Genomic DNA, 15806 nt, shown 5'->3' on the forward strand with positions numbered 1-15806 from the left:
CTTTTGCGTTAGTGCATGCGGGCGTCGGTGTCGAAGAGCGCCAGCTCGTGCGGGTGGAGTTGATGTTGGACGATGAAAGATCGTCCGGCGACCTTCCACAGCCCGCGCCCGCGGTTGAGGTGGGAGATCGCTTCGGTCTCCACCGAGGTCAGCCCCAGCAGTGCTGCTGCCCCGTGGAGTTGGTCGGTCTCCTGCCGGTAGATGATGCGGGTGGAGCAGTCGGCGAGCAGACCTTCGGCCAGAGCGCGTCCGCGGGATCCGGCGTCGCCTGCGGTGAGCAGGTCGGACAGTCGGTGGATGACCATGAGGTTGGCGATGCCCAGGCCGCGGCTGAGCTTCCACTGGGACTGCATGCGCTGCAGGAGGCCGGGGTGGCGCATCAGGCGCCAGGCTTCGTCGTAGACGATCCAACGCCGGCCGCCGTTCGGGTCGGACAGCGCGGACTCCATCCATGCCGAGGCGCAGGTCATGGCGAGGACGAGGGCAGTGTCGTCGCCGGATCCGCCCAGGCGGGACAGGTCGATGGTCAGCATCGGCGAGCTGGGGTCGAACGTGACGGTGCTCGGGGCGTCGAACATCCCGGCGAGGTCGCCGTGGACGAGGCGGCGCATGGCGTGGGCCAGGTCGCGGGAGGCGTCGCCGAGGCGGCCGGACATGATGCCGCCGGCCGTGTCGAGTTCGGCGGGGTTGTTGAGCATGACGGCGATGTCGCCGAGCAGCGGGGTGCGTCCGCTCTCGGCGGCGCGGGTGACGACGGCGTCCAGAGCCACGTCGAGGCCGGTGTGCTCCATCGGCAGCAGGTCCCGCCCGAGCACGGTGCGGGCCAGCGAGCCGAGCAGCAGCAGACGGCGCTTGCGGATCTCACCCGCCCAGTCCGTCTCGGAGACCGACGGCGGTCGCGGCGCCGCGTCCAGGGGATTCAGCTTGCCTGGCAGCCCGGGACCGACTGCGATCGAGGTGCCGCCCAGCGCCTGTGCCACGGGAGTCCATTCACCCTTGGGATCACACGGGACGTAGACCCGGTATCCGAAGGCGATCGATCGCAGCGCGAAGCTCTTGGCCAACGCGCTCTTGCCCTGCCCGATCACGCCGGCCAACAGCACGTTGGGGTTGGTGAAGCCCTCGACCCTGCCGTACAGCGCGAACGGGTCGAAGACGAAGCTCGCTTCAGCGTGGACGTCGCGGCCGATGTAGATGCCCTCGGCGCCGAGGCCGCCTTCGGCGAGAAAGGGATAGGCCCCGCTTGCGGTGGCGGTGGTCATGCGGTGGGCGGGCAGCTTGAGCTTGTTGTTGCGGGAGGACGCGGGCCCGGGCCGCCCGGCGGGCGGGAAGAGAGGCGGCGGCATCTGCCGCTCCTCCACGTCGGCGCCGCTGGTATGGGCGGCGGCTTCGACGCGGGCCTTGGCGGTGGCCTCGGCGAGCTGCTGTCGGGCGGCCCTGCGGGAGGCGCGGTCGGTGCCGTGCGGGGTGAACAAGGGAGATGCCGAGGCGCGACGGGCTCGGCGCGCGGGCCGGTGGCTCATAGCAGGGCGGCTTTCACGTGACGGCGGTCTGGACGCGGTGCTGGTGTCAGACGACCGGTGAGGCAGTGAACAGAGCCGGGCTGCGGTAGTCCTTGCCGTCACCGCTCCAGTCCAGCCGGATGTAGCCGTCGGCGAGGTAACGGCCGGATCCAGCCGGGTACTTGAGGGTTCCGGTCGAGTAGTAGCCGTTGCCGTAGCTGTTGCTGTGTTCGAGCGTGTACTCAAGCCCGGTGTAGGCGGCGGACTTCACGACCGGGTCCGTGCCGCTGACGCTGCGCTTGGTCTGGAGCTGGAACTTGGCCTTGTTGAAGGTGTAGGTGTTGCGGTTCTTGGCCGTGTACGGGCCGTCCCAGTACACGGTGGCGGTGGTGTAGATGGTGCCGCCGGAGCGCATGGCGCAGAGCGTCACCTCGAAGTCCCAGTTGTCGGAGTCGGGGCCGTTGTACGACGGGTCGTCGACGGAGTGGCTGCTGGTCTTGCAGTGGTAGCTGGCGGCGGATGCCGGGGTGGCGGTGGCCAGGGCGGCGGTGCCAGCGAGTGCGGCGAGTATGACGGCAGCGGAGGTGGAGCGCTTCAGGGCGCGCATTGAGGGCCTTTCGGTGGTGGGGGTTACTGGCTGCAGGTGGTGGTGTGGCCGTGCAGCGGGGTGTTGAGGTCGCTCGGGGTGGTCTTGCGGCGGACGACGTGGCCTGCGGCCAGGTGTCGCTGGCAGATGGTCAGGACGGGCGGTCCCTCGGGCAGCCGCTCGGGGTGGCAGTCCGTGTCCGTCGGGGTCTCGTCCGCGACGGGCAGGAGATGGAAGGCGTCGTGCACGCTGGCGGCGGCTTGGAACAGCCGGGTGCGCGCGGTGGCGAGGTGTCGTCCGGCGGCGGGGTGCGGGGGCCGGGCGAGGTCGGCGAGCTGGTCGAGCAGGTGGTGCAGCGCGGTCAGATGGGCGTGCACCACGTCGAGGTGCACGCGATCCACCGGCGCTGGGGAGGGGGGCGCTGACCGGGCCAGGGCCCGGGTGTGATGGCGGACTCCGGCGCTGGCGGCGCGGAGGTAGGGTGCGCGTCGAGTTCAGTGGTGCGGGTTGGGTCAATGGGGGTCCTTGCCGCCGGGGAGGTGGTCAGCGGCCGGTCGTGGACCGGTGGCGGCGGGCGGGACGGCGGCGGACGGCGCTGTGGCGTTGGCCTGAAGACGGGCGCGGGCTCTGTTCGCCGCGACGGTCGACGAAGTGGCCCGAGGAACGCGGGCCGGCATGGCTCTGCTCCGGCATGTAGACGACGTCCGCGCCTTCCTCGGCGCGGGCGGCGTCGGCTTGGTACCACTCGTGCTGGCTCGGGAGGCCGGCCAGCACGCGGGCAGCGTCGTCGAGGTTGGCGGCGTTGACGACGAAGCTCCTCGGGGCCTGGCCGTCGTGCCGCTCGCGTCCGGCAAAGGTGAGCGTGAACACACGGGGAGCCGTCGGGCCTACGAGGTCGGCGTGGCGTTTGAGCACCGTGTCGAACCGATCGCTGGCCTCAAGGGCGGTGCTGATCGAGGGCGGCGCGGTGGCGGGCGGCCAGTTCCTGGCAGGAGGTGAGCAGGGCGCGCAGTTCGCGTCTCAGCTCGTCGTCGTTGAGGGACGTCAGCGCATGTCCCGGAGTCTGGAAGGGCGTTACAGAGCGGTGCGGGCGAGGGGAAGGGCGGCGAGGGTGAAGGCCGTCGGCTGCTGGTAGTTGAGGCGGCGCAGGTCGACGCCGGCGGTGACGGCGGCGGTCTCGATCTGCGCGCAGGCCGCGTCGAGGAGGGCATCGGTGTCGGCGGTGACGGTGACCAGGCCGGTCAGGGCGACGTCGGCGTGCCCGGCGATGAGCTGGCGCTCGCGCTGTTTGACGTCGGCGTACTCGACGGAGTCTTCCTCGCTGTCGACCTGGCCGCGGCGGGCGCGCTCGTTGGCATCGGCGATGATCGCCGCCTTCTTCCGCTGGACGTCCCGCAGCGCGGACTCGAGCTGCTGCGGCACGTATATAAGGGAGAGGCTGCGGCGGACCCCGGCGGTGAACATGATCTGGTGCAGAAACCCGGCCCCCATCTCGGTCCGCGGCCAGTTCTCCACCCAGTACGTGGCGTGGCGGGCGGTGTCGGTGGCGAGCCGGTCGTACTCCTCGACCTGGACGACGGGCCCGGCGGCTGCCGGGTCCGCCTCGGTGCGGCCGGTGTCGGACCACTGCTGGAGCGCGGCGAGGGCCTGCGGGTCGTAGGCGGTGCGGATCACGGCGGCGATCTCCCGGGCGCTCAGCCACCCGGTGACCAGCAGGCCGGCGTTGCGGGCGGCCTGGGCGACGGAGGCGGTGGTCTGCTCCATGACGGTGAACGCGCCCGGCAGCCCTCCACCGGCCTGGGAGACCAGGCGTTTGGCGGCCTTGAGATCGAGGGAGATGGCGAGGTAGGTCTCGTGCGGGGCGGCGGCCGGGCCGGCGGAGGCGACCAGCTCGGAGTAGATCTGCCCGGCGACCGGGGTCTGGGGCTGGCCGTGCTGAGTCCAGTGGCGGACGAGGGTGTCGCCGGAGTCAGGGACCGTGCGCTCCAGGACCTGCACGGTGGCGACGTGCCCGGTGCGGGCGATACCCGCCAGCGCACGCCCCCAGCCGTTCACGTTGTGGTTCTGCGTCGCGGCGTCCAGCAGGGCGAATGCGCGGGATGTGACGCGGGCGACGGCGGTCAGGGTCTGGCGGTGCGGATCGTAAACGGCGGCAGCCCCGTTGGCGGAGTCGCCGGGGGTGACAACCTTGAGCGAGGCGGCGGTGCCGGGCAGGTGAAGGATGCCGTCCTGCCGGGGCCGAGTGAGGGGCCGGGCGAGCCAGAGCATCTGGCCGGTGCGGCGGCGCTGCGCGTAGCGGGCGACGATCGGCGCCCAGTCGATCAGTGAGCGGCCGTGCCGGCGGATCGCGACGAGCGCCCCCGACGCAGCCCACAGCGGGGCCAGGGCGACGGCGCCGAGCAGTCCGGTGGAGATCACCGTCATCAGCAACAGCGCCAACGTGCACGACACGAGGACGAGTTGGGGCAAGGAGAGGCCGAGGAGGATGCCGCGGCGGGACCGGTGCGGGAACTTCACCGTGACCGGGGCGACGGAGAGATCAGTCAAGGGGCGGCTCCTGGAGGCGCGGGTGGAACCCAGGGGCGGGAGGGAGCGTGCACATCCCACCCCCGGGAGTCGGGCAGTAGATCAGAGGCCGGTCGGTGGCGGCGGTGATGCCGACCCGCTGGACGTGGCGTTCTGTGAGCCGGAGGACGGGGGTGCGCCCTGCGGCGGCGGAGTCGTGGTCGGCGGAGCGGACTGCCATCCGCCGCCCTGGCCGGACGCGGCGCTCGCGCCGGATCCGCCCGGACCCGGGCTGCCGCCCACCTGGCCGGTGGTGTCGTCCGACACGCTCGTCGGCCCAGGCTGGACGGCCTTCTCCAGACCGGACTTGACGCCATCGCCACCGGGCGAGACGCCCGTTCCCCCGCCGCCCTGCGAACCTTCCCTGCCGTCTCCGCCTCCACCGGTCGGGTTGGCGGCGACATCGCCGGGGAAACCGCCCCCGCCAGCGGCGTCGGGCCCCTGCGGTGCGGCGCCTGCTCCGGCTGCAGCGCCACCGGTTCCGGCGGTGGCAGCAGCTGCGGCGGCCTTGCGGGCGGCCTTCTCGGCGTGGGCCTTGGCGATCTGGGCTCCAGCGCCACCGGCCCGGTGGATGGACTCGCCGTCGGTGCCGTCGGCCGCCCAGTGCACGAACTTGAAGACGGCGTACGGGCACAGCAGGACAAGGATCATGATCACGATGCCGGACATGACGTCGGCCAGAGCGGCGATGCCGTCCTTGGCCTCGGTTTTGCCCATGGCAGCGATACCGAGTACGAAGATCACGGTCATCAGGAGCTTGGAGACCACGAGGGTGGCGGTGGCTTCGATCCAGCCCTTGCGCCAGCGGCGTGCGACCTCCCACCCGCCGCCGGCGGAAGCGAAGATGGCCAGGGTGACCATGACGAGGATGCCGACCTTGCGGACCATCATCACGCACCAGTAGAGGAAGGCGCCGAGGGCGGCGCCGAGACCGGTGACGACCGTAACGAGCCAGCCCAGTCCGGACAGGCCGGCGATCTGGTTCACCTTCACGATGCGGCGCACCGCCGACGCGATGTCCAGGTTCGCGGCTTTGAACAGGCCGTCGGAGACGGCGTCGACCACCTCGACGGCAACCGTGGTCAGGGCGATGGCGCAGAAGGCGAACAGAACGCCCGACATGGTGCCGGTGAATGCCTGTGTGAGGGCTTGTCCGTCGCGTCTGACGGCGGCCCGGACCAGCTGCGCGCAGAACGTCGCCACCAGCAGAACCAGGCCCAGCGGCAAGAGCATCTCGTAGTTGTCGCGGAACCAGCCGGCGTTCAGATCGACCTTGGTGGTGGTGTTGACCGCCTCGGCCGCCAGATCGGCTGCGGCAGCTGCCAGTTCACCTGCCGACTTCGCCATCCAGTCGCCGATGGCCTTGCCCGGGTCCGAGGCGAAATCCACCGCGTCGCCGACGGCGCACAGCTTGTCCGCCAGGGGAAAATCACAGAAACCCACGAGGAGTTACTCCTCCATTCTTGTGTCAGGCGCGGGTCACTGCGTGACGCTCGGAGCGATGGCGGCCAAGGTGCAGTCGTGATTCGGGCGGCACTGCACGGCGAGGGTCACGGCGCGTTCCTCGGCTCCGCCGCCGCCCTTCTTCCAGGCGATCTGCTGCTTACCGTTGACGGTGACGACGTAGATGTACGCCTCGGTGATCGCGGACGGGTCGTCGGCCAGTGCCTGCTTGAACGCGGAGGGGTAGTGGCCCTCGGTGACGCTGGCAGTGGCGTGCTGGTCCTGGTCGGCCATCCGCGACCACAGCACCGGATCGGGAACCTGGCCGGAGACCGAGGCCCAGTCGGCGTACTTGGTCTCCGTGGTCATCCAGGCGCGCATACCGGCGAGTTGCTGGTCGCGGCTGGTGTCGCGGGTGTCGTAGGACCACAGCATCTGCGCCGCCGCCTTGGAGTAGGCGACCGGTTCGGCGATCTGCGGAGGCGTGGGCACCGACCTGGATCCGGAGGAAGGCTCCGGCGCGGCCTCGGAGGAGGATGGGCTGTGAACCGGGGCGGGCGCGGCGGCGTCCGGGACCGGGTGGCCGTCCCTGCCGCCGGTCAGCAGGGCGACGATCCCGGCGATGCCGAGCAGGACGGCGAGGACGCAGGCGACCATCGCGATGCGCCGGTTGGCCGACCAGCCTGCGCCGTACGAGGACAGCGAAAAGGAGGGAACTCGTTTCCGCATCAGCGGACCTGCGAACCGAGGGCTGAGAAGAAGGCGACGATGCCGTTCGCGGCGCCCAGACCGAGGGCGGCGCCCGCGGCCACGACCGCACCCTTCTTGCCGTTGGCCTCGGCCTGGTGACCACCGGTGTGGTGACCCCAGGCCCATACGCCGAGCGAGACGGCGAGGGCGCCGACGACGGCGATGATCCCGAACAGGTTGATCGAGTTGACGACGTTCTTCAGCACGCTCAGCCCAGGCAACCCGCCGCCCTTGGGCGAGATTCCTGGGTCATAGGCGAGCTGGATGACGCGGTCTGCGAGAGAGACGGACATAGGGGTGGCGGGGCTCCTTGCATACGCGGGCCAGGCGAGGGCCCGCCGGAAAGAGGGGAAGCGGAGAGGGAGGCGCGCTCGGGGCGCGGAAGTGGCCGCGGCGGCGGCCCGCCGGAGCGGTGCCGGGGCGGGGGCGGCGTCAGAGGACGCGGCGGGCGGCGAGAATCGTCCAGTCCTTGATCGGGGTGATCCGGACCGGCTTCGATGTGCGCGGCGCCTCGATCACGAGGCCCTCGCCCATGTACATGCCGACGTGCTCGGGCCGGGCGGCGGTGCCACGGCTGAAGATCAGGTCACCGGGCTCAAGTTGGGCGGTCGGGACCGCCTTACCCTCGTTGACCTGAGTGTAGGTGGTGCGAGTGAGCGTGACGTCGGCATGCGCGTACGCCTGCTGCATCAGGCTGGAGCAGTCGCAGCGGCCCATGGGGTCGGGGCCGTGCGCGTTGGTGCAGGAGCCGCCCCACTGGTAGAGCGTGCCGAGCTGGTGCATCGCCCACTCGATGGCCTTGCGTGCCTTCGGATCGGTGTTTCTGGGGATCGCGTATCCCTTGGGGACGCTTCCCTCGGGGATGCGGCCGAAGCCGGATCCGTCCTGGCCCGGCGCGCAGCCGGTCGTGCCGGTCGATGGCTGCTTGCCCTGGTCTGCGTCCTTGCTGTCCGCGTCGTTGCCGCTGCCGGGGAAGGTCTTGGCGATGGCTTCCTGCAGTGCGGTGGCCAGGTTCTCCCACTGCGCGTACGCGTCGGGGTAGCCGGATCTCTGCACGGCTTGGGCGGCCTGGGTGATGGTCATCTGCTGCCAGCCGTTCACCTTGAGCAAGTGCTTGTAGAACTGCTCGCTCGCGTAGACCGGGTCGCGGATCTGCTGGGCGCTGCCCCATCCCTGCGAGGGACGCTGCTGGAACAGACCGAGCGAGTCCCGGTCCCCGTAGTTGAGGTTGCGCAGTCGGCTCTCCTGCATCGCGGTGGCGAGCGCGACGATCCGTCCCTTCTTGGGGACGTCGAGCGAGAGGCCGGTGGCCACGATCGTCGCCGCGTTGGGGACCTGCTCGGCGGGCAGGTCCAGGCCCTTGATGTGGACGTTCTTGCCGGACGCGCCGTCGAGGATCTTGGTGACCTGTTCGGCGACCTTGTCGGTGTCGAGGTCGGTCAGGCAGTTGCTGAAGGAGCCGCTGCTCTGCACGGCGTCGGCGGAGGAGGCCAGCATCATGCCGGTGCAGGCGATCAGGATCGGGGAGAGGAAGACGACGCCGATGCCGGCGGCGAGCGCCTTCAACCGGAGCGGACGGCTCGCCGGTCAGCGTTTTCGGGCAGGGGCGGGTAGCGAGACGTCATGAGCGTGTCCTTCGGGGTGCGGTGTCCGGCGTGCCGCGTGCGCGAGGCGTGGTGGAAGGGCGCGGCGGCCGGGGTGGGCGATCGGGACGGGCCGGCGCGGGCGAGTTGCCGCTCGCTCCGCGTGGCCGGGCCGTGAGCTAGGTGTGCCGAGGCAAGGGGGTGCCTCCGTGAGGTGTGGCGGGAAGTAGCCAGCGGCGGTGTGCGCCGGGCGGTTCAAAAACAGTAAGCGCGAATCGGCGGTTGACCAAAAAGTCGGCGTGAGGTATCGGAATCCGGCACCTCAGCAACGCACTTCTTGGTCGTCGGCGCTTTCGCCTCTACAGTTTTTGGACTCCCCCTCGCCCTCCTCGGTCTGCGGCCCTGGGCTTCTGCATGCCCAATTCCGGCCCGCGAGGACTCCTGCGCGAGGCGGTTGGTTACCTCCGCGACTCCGCACCCGAATAGGGGTTCCTCTTTGCCTTTTTCCCTGCACCAGGGCGACGCCCTCAGTGTTCTCGCCGGCCTTCCGGACGGCTGCGTCGACTCCGTCATCACCGATCCGCCGTACAACTCGGGCGGTAGGACCGCGAAGGAGCGCACGACCCGCTCCGCGAAGCAGAAGTACACCTCTGCCGATTCCAAGAACGACCTCGCCGACTTCACCGGCGAGAACATGGACCAGAGGTCTTACTCGTTCTGGCTGACGCAGATCATGACCGAGGCCCACCGCCTCACCAAGACCGGCGGGACCGCGCTGCTGTTCACCGACTGGCGCCAGCTGCCGACCACGACGGACGCGATCCAGGCGGCCGGCTGGCTGTGGCGTGGGGTACTGGCCTGGCACAAGCCGCAGGCCAGGCCCCAGCGCGGGAGGTTCACGCAAAACTGCGAGTTCATCGTCTGGGCCAGCAAGGGGCCGATCGACGGCTCCCGCAACCCGGTCTATCTACCGGGCATGTACTCCGCGTCGCAGCCCTCGGGGGCGAAGCGCCAGCACATCACGCAGAAGCCCGTCGAGGTGATGCGCGAGCTGGTCAAGATCAGCCCCGAGGGCGGCACGGTGCTCGACTTCTGTGCCGGCTCCGGCTCCACGGGCGTCGCCGCCCTGCTGGAAGGCCGGGACTTCATCGGCGTTGAGAAGACCGAGCACTACGCGTCGATCGCGGCCGACCGGCTCACCGAAACGATCCGCGAGACCCTCACGCAAGACGACGTGATTCTCGCCGTCTGAGCCGCGAGCGCGCTTGGCGTCAAGGCGACCGGCGCCCAAGTCGGCAATCCGGCAAAGCGGACTGGTAACTCGCTGGCCGCTTCACCTCGCCGATTTCGCCCTTCTCTCATTCCGCGTCTCGTAGGAGGCCAACCTTTTCATGCCCGAGTCCACAAAACCGTCTGACGATGGGGAGTTGGAGCCGGTTCGTATTCCCGATCCGCAGTTGGAGGGAATCGAGGCGAGCGTCCGACGGCTCATGGAGCAGTCGGCGCAACAGGCGCAGCAACTCGACCACCTCGCGTCCGCCCCGGAGCCGAGCGGATCGCCGTTCGCCGCGTTCGGCATGCCGGGGCTCGGCGGACCGCTTGCCGCAGCTTTGCCGGAGCCCCGCCCGATCCTGGAACTCGACGGGGAGGAAAGGGAAGACGAACTCGACGCCTTGTCGGACTGGGTCGACGACTTCTTCCTCCCGGTCTACGGGGCGGAGGTCACCACCGCGGCGCCCTGGTGTCTGCAGTGGCAGGAGCACGACGATGTCGTGGCCTGGCTCCACGCCCTGTGGCTTGCGTACGAGCAGCACAAGGACCCCGAAGCGGGATTGAGCGGCCTGTTCGTGTGGCACCGGGACTTCCTCACGCACGCCGTTGCGGCGATCCGCGCACCGGGCGGGCCGCTGTCGGCCTGCATGACCTCTCCCGACCGGCCCGCGCACCGTCTTCTGCCCGGCCCGCCGCCGTCCGTGCGTATGGAGACGGCGGCGGACCGGGCGGAGGCCGCCGAGCCGGACGAGTCGACGTCATGACCGTGGGACAGGGGCAGCCCCCCTTCGGCCTGAGCTTCGACCCCCGCGCGCTGACCGATCTCCTCCAGGCCCCCAGCGACATCCGCGACCTGACTCTCGCCTACCTGCAGGAAGTCGTGAACGCGCAGCGCTTCGGGCTACGCCTCGACGGTGACCTGGTGGGTTATCGAAAGCTGTTCGTGGACTCGCGCAAGGACTGGCGCGTCGTCTACGGCGTCCGCCCGGCGCCCGCGGAGTCCGCGCACCCGAAGGAGATCCACGTCGTCGCCGTCCGGCCGCGTGCGGGCAACGACGTCTACGACGAGGTCGGCCGCCGCCTGGGGATGACCCGTCGGCCGCTGAGCGCCCGCACCCACGCGGCACGCTCCCGCTCCCCGCAGCTGACCAGCCGCACTCCCGTGCCCCGGCCCGGTCCGCCGCCCACCGCACTGCCGGGCCTGCCCCGTCCCGCACACGACCCCGCGCACCATCACACCCGCTGAACGCACGGAGCCTCGCCTATGCCCCCTGCATCCGCGCCGACGCCAGCCCGGCGTGCGGTTTCCCCGCTCGACCATCGCCTCGAAGCCGTCACCGGTCACGACATCGACACCCTGTGGGCCTACCGCGACCGCGGCCTCCTCGACGAGCCACACGCCCACCTGGTCGACCGGCACCGCGAGCTGGCCAAGACCCAGACCGGCGTCACCTTCTACCTCCGCCTCCTGAACCGCCTTTCCAGCGGCGAGTTCGACGTCGACGACGCCCTGTTCACGCGCATCGACCGCACCGTGGACCAACTGAAGGAGGCCGCCGCCACCAGGGACGCCGCCGCCGGGAAGGTGCTCGCCGCCCTGGAGCCCATCGAGGCCGCCGCAGCGGCCTGTGCGCCAGGCGCGAATCGACTCGCGATGGACGACCAGGCCGCGCTGCTCGCCATCGCAGGCGGCGCCAAGCTCTACGAAAACCTGCTGACCGGCCGGATGTCCGTCACCACCGCCTCCGGTACCCGCGTCCCTCACGCCGAGCTGCAGCGGCTGGAGGACGCCGGCCTGGTCGTGAGGGATACCGGCCACCCCGTGCACGCCGGCCAGCCGGTCGCACTCACCGACGCCGGGCGCGCCGCGCTGTTCGCCGCCCGTCGGACCCCGACGGCACGGGGGCACCCGCGCTCCCGGCCCGTCCCGCCTCATCGCCGTCCACCCCGGTGCAGCGGCGCTGAACTCCACCGAAAGGCCCTTGTTGACTCCTGCAGAACCGGCGCCGGCCCGGAAGTCCATCCCCCAACTCGACTTCGAGCTGGACGACTTCGATGCCGACGAGGAGATGTACCTCGCCTTCTACCGCCAGGTCGCTGTCCGCGAGGACATGCTCGTCCCCCTCGCCGCACACCACACCCCCAACGGGGCGCACAGCTACTACGTCCTGTTCGACCGCACCGCCACCTGGGGGCACCCAGGTATGGCGCAGCTGCTCGCCGTGCATCTGCAACGGGACCGCGAGGAGCGGACGTTCACCTTCGAGCAGGCTGCCATGCCGCTGGCCGCGATGGCGCAGTCCTGGCTCATCCACCGCGGCTGCCCGCAGAGCGCCATCGGTCTCGACCCCGAGCTGGAGCCACCGCCGGCTGATGAGGCGACTCGTGCGCTGGAGCGACGCCTCGCGGGCGACGGCGACCACTACGCCATGGGCTACTCCTTCACCTGCGACGACCCGGACGACATGGTCACCGTCGTGGCACTGCGCGCCCTGGACGAGCGAGCCCCCAGCCCGTTCCGCGTCGTAGTCGAGGAGGTCGACACCGACGCGTGGACGCACACTCTGCGCGAAGGCGGCTTCGACACGGTGGGCGAGGCCCTGCAGTGGTGCGACGACCGGCTGGCCGGAGAGGCCGGTCCCCTCCCGCCGGTCCGCCCGACGGCCGCAGCCGTCAGCCCGGCCGGTGTGGCAAAGGGGCCTGCTTCGCGCCCGCCCGGCCGGTCGCGCTGAGCACCAAGTCCGATGCGGGCGGCGCAACATAGCCGACGATCGCCGGTTAGCCAAACCGGCGATTCTCCGGACTCTTATACAGCCGCCGGGACAACTCCCGCAGCGCCCTTCTGCGTAATCCCTGTGCCTTCACGGAGGTTTCTTCCGCATGCGCTCCACCCGAATTGCCATATCCGCGGCGATGCTCGGAGCAATCGCTCTGCCGATGCTGTCCGCTACGCCCGCGAGCGCGGCCCCCGTCGCCGCCGCCTCGACGGCCACGAACACGGTGACGCCCTGCCGGGACCTCCCGCCGCTGCCGTACAAGGTCCACGCGCCGGCTGTGACCATCCGGTCCAAGGCCGCCACGAAGTCCACGGCGCTCGGTGTGCTCTGCAAGAGCCACACGTTCACCGTGCGCAAGAAGAGCGGCAACTGGCTCTGCATCACGGACAAGCCGGCCGGAGTCAAGGGCTGGGTCCCCGGCACATACGTGTACCGCGACACCCGCATCTGCCTGGACTGACAGGCATTCAGCACGTGCCCGAAATTGGCTGAGCCGCCGGGCATAGTCGCCTCTCATATTTCCCCGGGCATCGGCCCTTCCAGAACAGGAGTTTTCTTTTTGTCCGACGGCATATCCGATGACGCTGAGGATGTCGTGGGCGTGCTCACCGAACGGATCGAAGCGCGCTTCGCCATGGACATGGATCAGTTGAAGGCCGTGGTCGCCGCCGCGCCGGCCGCGCATCCCGACGCCACCGACGTGGTCAGGTGGCACGGCCTGCTCGTCGAGGCCCAGGTGGTGCTCGACCGTGCGGAGGACGACCTCCTCGCCGCGCTGGAAACCCAGCCCAGCGAGGTCGACGACCCGACGATGGGCCTTGCCCACCGCGTGAACGCCGCCGTCACCGCACGCGATGGCCGGGCCCTGGTCGTGCGGTGGCTCCTCGACCCGGACGCTCCGGGGAAGAAGGACCTCGCCGCCGAACGCCTCGCCCGTCTGCGCCCCCGAACCGGGCCAGCGGTACAGACCAGCGCTCCCCACCGGCCCGCAGGCACACCCGCGTCGGCGTGGCGGGCTGGAAGGCCCGTCCGGTGAGCCGGGACAAGGCCAGCACCATGGACGGCGAGGTGCAGAAGGTCTTCGGGAACCCGGTTCCCGAACTGTACGAGGCGGCTGTCGGCCATGATGCCTCGCCCGCCCTGGCCCGTGCCCTGGAACTGCGCTCCTTCCTGGCTCTGACCGAGGAGCAGGTCGCCCGCGTCCGTGACCGCGTGCACGCGGACATGGATCCCGGCCGCGACATGGGCGAGCTGTCGGCGGACAAGCTCCGCTTCGACGCGCAGTGGCTGGAGGCGGCCCTCGACGCCCGCGACGGCTACCGCGCCGCCCTCGGCGAGCTGCTGCGCACCATGCCTCCGCCCGGCCGGCGGGCCCGCCCTGTCCGCAGGGAACAACTCAAGGTCACCGCAGCCCTGTCCCCGTCCGCCGCCCCGGCACCTCAGCGTCCCGGGGCGGCCCGGGCCCGCCGACCGTGAAAGCCCCCGCTTGTCTCACCTCACGTCCACCGAGATAGCCGGTCGGATCGAGGACCTCTACGGCGCGCCGCTCGCCGACCTCGAAGCCCACGCTCAGGATCAGCCGCCCGGCATGCTCTCCGCTCTGCTCGGCATGCACGACGACCTCGTCCTCGCCGAGCGCAGCATCGATGTCCACCGCGACTGCCTCGCCCGGCTCGTCCACCCCGAGCGGCAGATCGGCCGGCACGAGGTCTCCCACCTTCTCGACGGCTCTCGCCGGCTCGCCGAGGCAGTCGCAGTCCGCGACGTCCAGGCCAAGTCGGTCGCCGCCGTTTTGCAGAGCCTGGCCCGCGTCGCACCGTCCCCGCCGGCTGCTTCGCCACCCGTTCCGGCTCCGCCTCGTCCGGTCCAGAGCACGGCGCACAGCCGCTGATCCGCTGGCGTTCTCCCTTCCCCACCCCAGGAGTTCCTCCCTTGGCCATCACCGCCCTGCCTCCCGACACCGATGCCGACATCGCCCGGGTCACCGAAGCACTCGCCATGATCACCCCGCGTTGGAACGTGCGGATCCTGCTGGCACTCTCCGGCCCGCCGCTGCGCTACAGCGAGCTGGCGGCCAAGGTGTCCTGGCTGCGGAACGGCCAGCTCCACCCCAAGCTCACATCGCTGTGCGACGCCGGGCTCGTCGAGCGCACCGAACACAGCGCACGGCATGTGACCTACGGCCACACCGAGCGCGGCGCGGCCCTGCTGCCGGTCCTGCCGATGATCGTCACCTGGGCCGAGGAACACCTGGAGACCGCGGACCGCCCGCTGCCCGCGATCGAGCAGATCGAGGACAGCCTCACCCTGCTCACCCGGCGGCACGCCGCCGCCATCTTGTGGGTGCTGAAGTCCCGCGAGGAGGTCAGCGGGCGGGCCCTGGCCCGGATCGCGATGCCCAGCAGCGACTGGACCAACGTCTACCCGCCACTGCGGCAGCTCGTCGCCGACGGCCTGGTCGACACCGAGGGCCTCGGTCGGCCCTACCGGCTGTCCGCGGCGGGCGACGGCCTGAGCCCCGTTCTCGGCGCCCTGTCCGCCTGGTCCGCCGGACAGCCCCTCGACCAGGCGGCCCACCACCCGGTCTGGGGGCACCCTCAGGCCAAGCCCGCGCCGAGGCCGTGGATCAGCAGCCAGCCCAGGCCGGCCCCCACACCCCTCCCGCAGGCCCGGACGAGTGAGTCCGCTCCGACGTGGCACAACCGCGATCTCTTCTCCCACGCCACCCCGCCCGCCCCCAGGCGACCATCCCGGCAGGAGGCCCGCGCCGATGACCACCCCTTCACCACCGCCGAAGTACGCAACGCGATCGAGGTGCTGGCTTCGCGATCCTTGATCCGCCTGGTCACCGAGATCGACGACAACGGGGCGATACCCCCCAGGCGGCTGACCGGTACCCTCCCCGACCTCTCCTCGCACCAACTACGCCGCGCTACTGAGACAGCCCGCGCCCACGGTCTCGTCCGCGTTGCGCCCGGCACCGGCCTGGAACTCACCGAGCAGGGAACGGAGTTGGCCGACCTGTACGACGCCACTGCGCGCTGGGCCCGACGCCACGCCTACCCGGCACCGGCCTGCGAGTTCAGCAGTCGCATCCGCCACGTCCTCGACCTCCTGGCGCCCTCGCTCGCGACCGAACGCGCAGACGGCCACCCGCGGCCGTCCGCCGCGCGGCCGACCAGCGACGAGACCGAAGCTGACCTGGCCCGTCCCCGCACCCTCCTGATCCACTGGCTGGCCGGCAACCCCCAGATCACCCGGGTGTCCGAGCCCGAGCCGGCCGCGTGAGCCAAGCGGCTGCACCCCGGCACGCACGCCACAGCGCCGC

At 70.8% G+C, this 15806-nt stretch carries 17 protein-coding genes and 2 pseudogenes; 10 read left to right on the forward strand and 9 right to left on the reverse strand.

Annotation, left to right across the window (positions count from 1 at the left end):
- Positions 1-8: 8 nt before the first annotated feature.
- The 9 genes and pseudogenes from E4N62_RS12470 to E4N62_RS12510 form a co-directional block, all read right to left on the reverse strand.
- Positions 9-1523, reverse strand: a complete 1515-nt coding sequence (locus E4N62_RS12470) for a VirB4 family type IV secretion system protein (RefSeq protein WP_230213935.1) — start codon at positions 1521-1523, stop codon at positions 9-11.
- Positions 1524-1569: 46 nt separating this feature from the next.
- A complete protein-coding gene (locus E4N62_RS12475; RefSeq protein ID WP_230213936.1) occupies positions 1570-2109 on the reverse strand; it encodes a hypothetical protein in 540 nt (179 codons plus the stop codon).
- Between the two features lie 23 nt (positions 2110-2132).
- Positions 2133-2570: pseudogene (locus tag E4N62_RS12480) on the reverse strand (DUF6238 family protein); the annotation flags it as partial.
- A 61-nt stretch (positions 2571-2631) separates the two neighbouring features.
- A complete protein-coding gene (locus E4N62_RS12485; RefSeq protein WP_230213937.1) occupies positions 2632-2958 on the reverse strand; it encodes a hypothetical protein in 327 nt (108 codons plus the stop codon).
- Positions 2959-3162: 204 nt separating this feature from the next.
- A complete protein-coding gene (locus E4N62_RS12490; protein WP_230213938.1) occupies positions 3163-4635 on the reverse strand; it encodes an SCO6880 family protein in 1473 nt (490 codons plus the stop codon).
- A gap of 81 nt (positions 4636-4716) precedes the next feature.
- A complete protein-coding gene (locus E4N62_RS12495; protein ID WP_230213939.1) occupies positions 4717-6096 on the reverse strand; it encodes an ATP-binding protein in 1380 nt (459 codons plus the stop codon).
- Between the two features lie 36 nt (positions 6097-6132).
- Positions 6133-6825 (reverse strand): hypothetical protein, encoded by a 693-nt coding sequence (locus E4N62_RS12500; protein ID WP_230213940.1) that lies wholly within the window; start codon positions 6823-6825, stop codon positions 6133-6135.
- Complete coding sequence (locus E4N62_RS12505) at positions 6825-7139, reverse strand: DUF6112 family protein (RefSeq protein ID WP_152168840.1); 315 nt, start codon at positions 7137-7139, stop codon at positions 6825-6827. The genes E4N62_RS12500 and E4N62_RS12505 overlap by 1 nt, the downstream gene beginning before the upstream one ends.
- Before the next feature lie 139 nt (positions 7140-7278).
- Complete coding sequence (locus tag E4N62_RS12510; protein WP_230213941.1) at positions 7279-8412, reverse strand: C40 family peptidase; 1134 nt, start codon at positions 8410-8412, stop codon at positions 7279-7281.
- A 513-nt stretch (positions 8413-8925) separates the two neighbouring features.
- On the opposite strand from E4N62_RS12510, the gene E4N62_RS12515 reads away from it, so the two are divergent.
- From E4N62_RS12515 to E4N62_RS12565, 10 genes and pseudogenes are all read left to right on the forward strand, one after another.
- Positions 8926-9681: a site-specific DNA-methyltransferase gene (locus tag E4N62_RS12515; RefSeq protein ID WP_230213942.1), complete on the forward strand. Its 756-nt coding sequence runs from the start codon at positions 8926-8928 to the stop codon at positions 9679-9681.
- A 238-nt stretch (positions 9682-9919) separates the two neighbouring features.
- Positions 9920-10465, forward strand: coding sequence for a DUF4913 domain-containing protein (locus E4N62_RS12520; RefSeq protein ID WP_230214108.1), 546 nt, complete (start codon positions 9920-9922; stop codon positions 10463-10465).
- Positions 10462-10947 (forward strand): hypothetical protein, encoded by a 486-nt coding sequence (locus tag E4N62_RS12525; RefSeq protein ID WP_230213943.1) that lies wholly within the window; start codon positions 10462-10464, stop codon positions 10945-10947. The genes E4N62_RS12520 and E4N62_RS12525 overlap by 4 nt, the downstream gene beginning before the upstream one ends.
- A gap of 736 nt (positions 10948-11683) precedes the next feature.
- The gene (locus E4N62_RS12535) at positions 11684-12433 is read left to right on the forward strand and encodes a hypothetical protein (protein WP_230213944.1); all 750 of its coding nucleotides are present in this window, start codon (positions 11684-11686) and stop codon (positions 12431-12433) included.
- Positions 12434-12614: 181 nt separating this feature from the next.
- Positions 12615-12938 (forward strand): SH3 domain-containing protein, encoded by a 324-nt coding sequence (locus E4N62_RS12540; RefSeq protein ID WP_230214109.1) that lies wholly within the window; start codon positions 12615-12617, stop codon positions 12936-12938.
- Positions 12939-13037: 99 nt separating this feature from the next.
- Entirely contained in the window at positions 13038-13514 is a 477-nt protein-coding gene (locus E4N62_RS12545; protein ID WP_230213945.1) for a hypothetical protein, read from the forward strand.
- Positions 13511-13954 (forward strand): hypothetical protein, encoded by a 444-nt coding sequence (locus tag E4N62_RS12550; protein WP_230213946.1) that lies wholly within the window; start codon positions 13511-13513, stop codon positions 13952-13954. Before E4N62_RS12545 ends, E4N62_RS12550 begins: the two co-directional genes overlap by 4 nt.
- Positions 13955-13964: 10 nt before the next feature.
- Positions 13965-14369 carry a hypothetical protein gene (locus E4N62_RS12555; RefSeq protein ID WP_230213947.1) on the forward strand — a complete coding sequence of 135 codons (405 nt, stop codon included), beginning with the start codon at positions 13965-13967 and terminating at the stop codon, positions 14367-14369.
- Positions 14370-14410: 41 nt separating this feature from the next.
- A pseudogene (locus E4N62_RS12560) lies at positions 14411-15252 on the forward strand (winged helix-turn-helix transcriptional regulator).
- A 34-nt stretch (positions 15253-15286) separates the two neighbouring features.
- The gene (locus tag E4N62_RS12565) at positions 15287-15766 is read left to right on the forward strand and encodes a regulator (RefSeq protein ID WP_230214110.1); all 480 of its coding nucleotides are present in this window, start codon (positions 15287-15289) and stop codon (positions 15764-15766) included.
- The last annotated feature ends 40 nt before the right edge of the window (positions 15767-15806 follow it).

The sequence above is a fragment of the Streptomyces sp. MNU76 genome (assembly GCF_020982545.1).
Classification (GTDB): Bacteria; Actinomycetota; Actinomycetes; order Streptomycetales; family Streptomycetaceae; genus Streptomyces.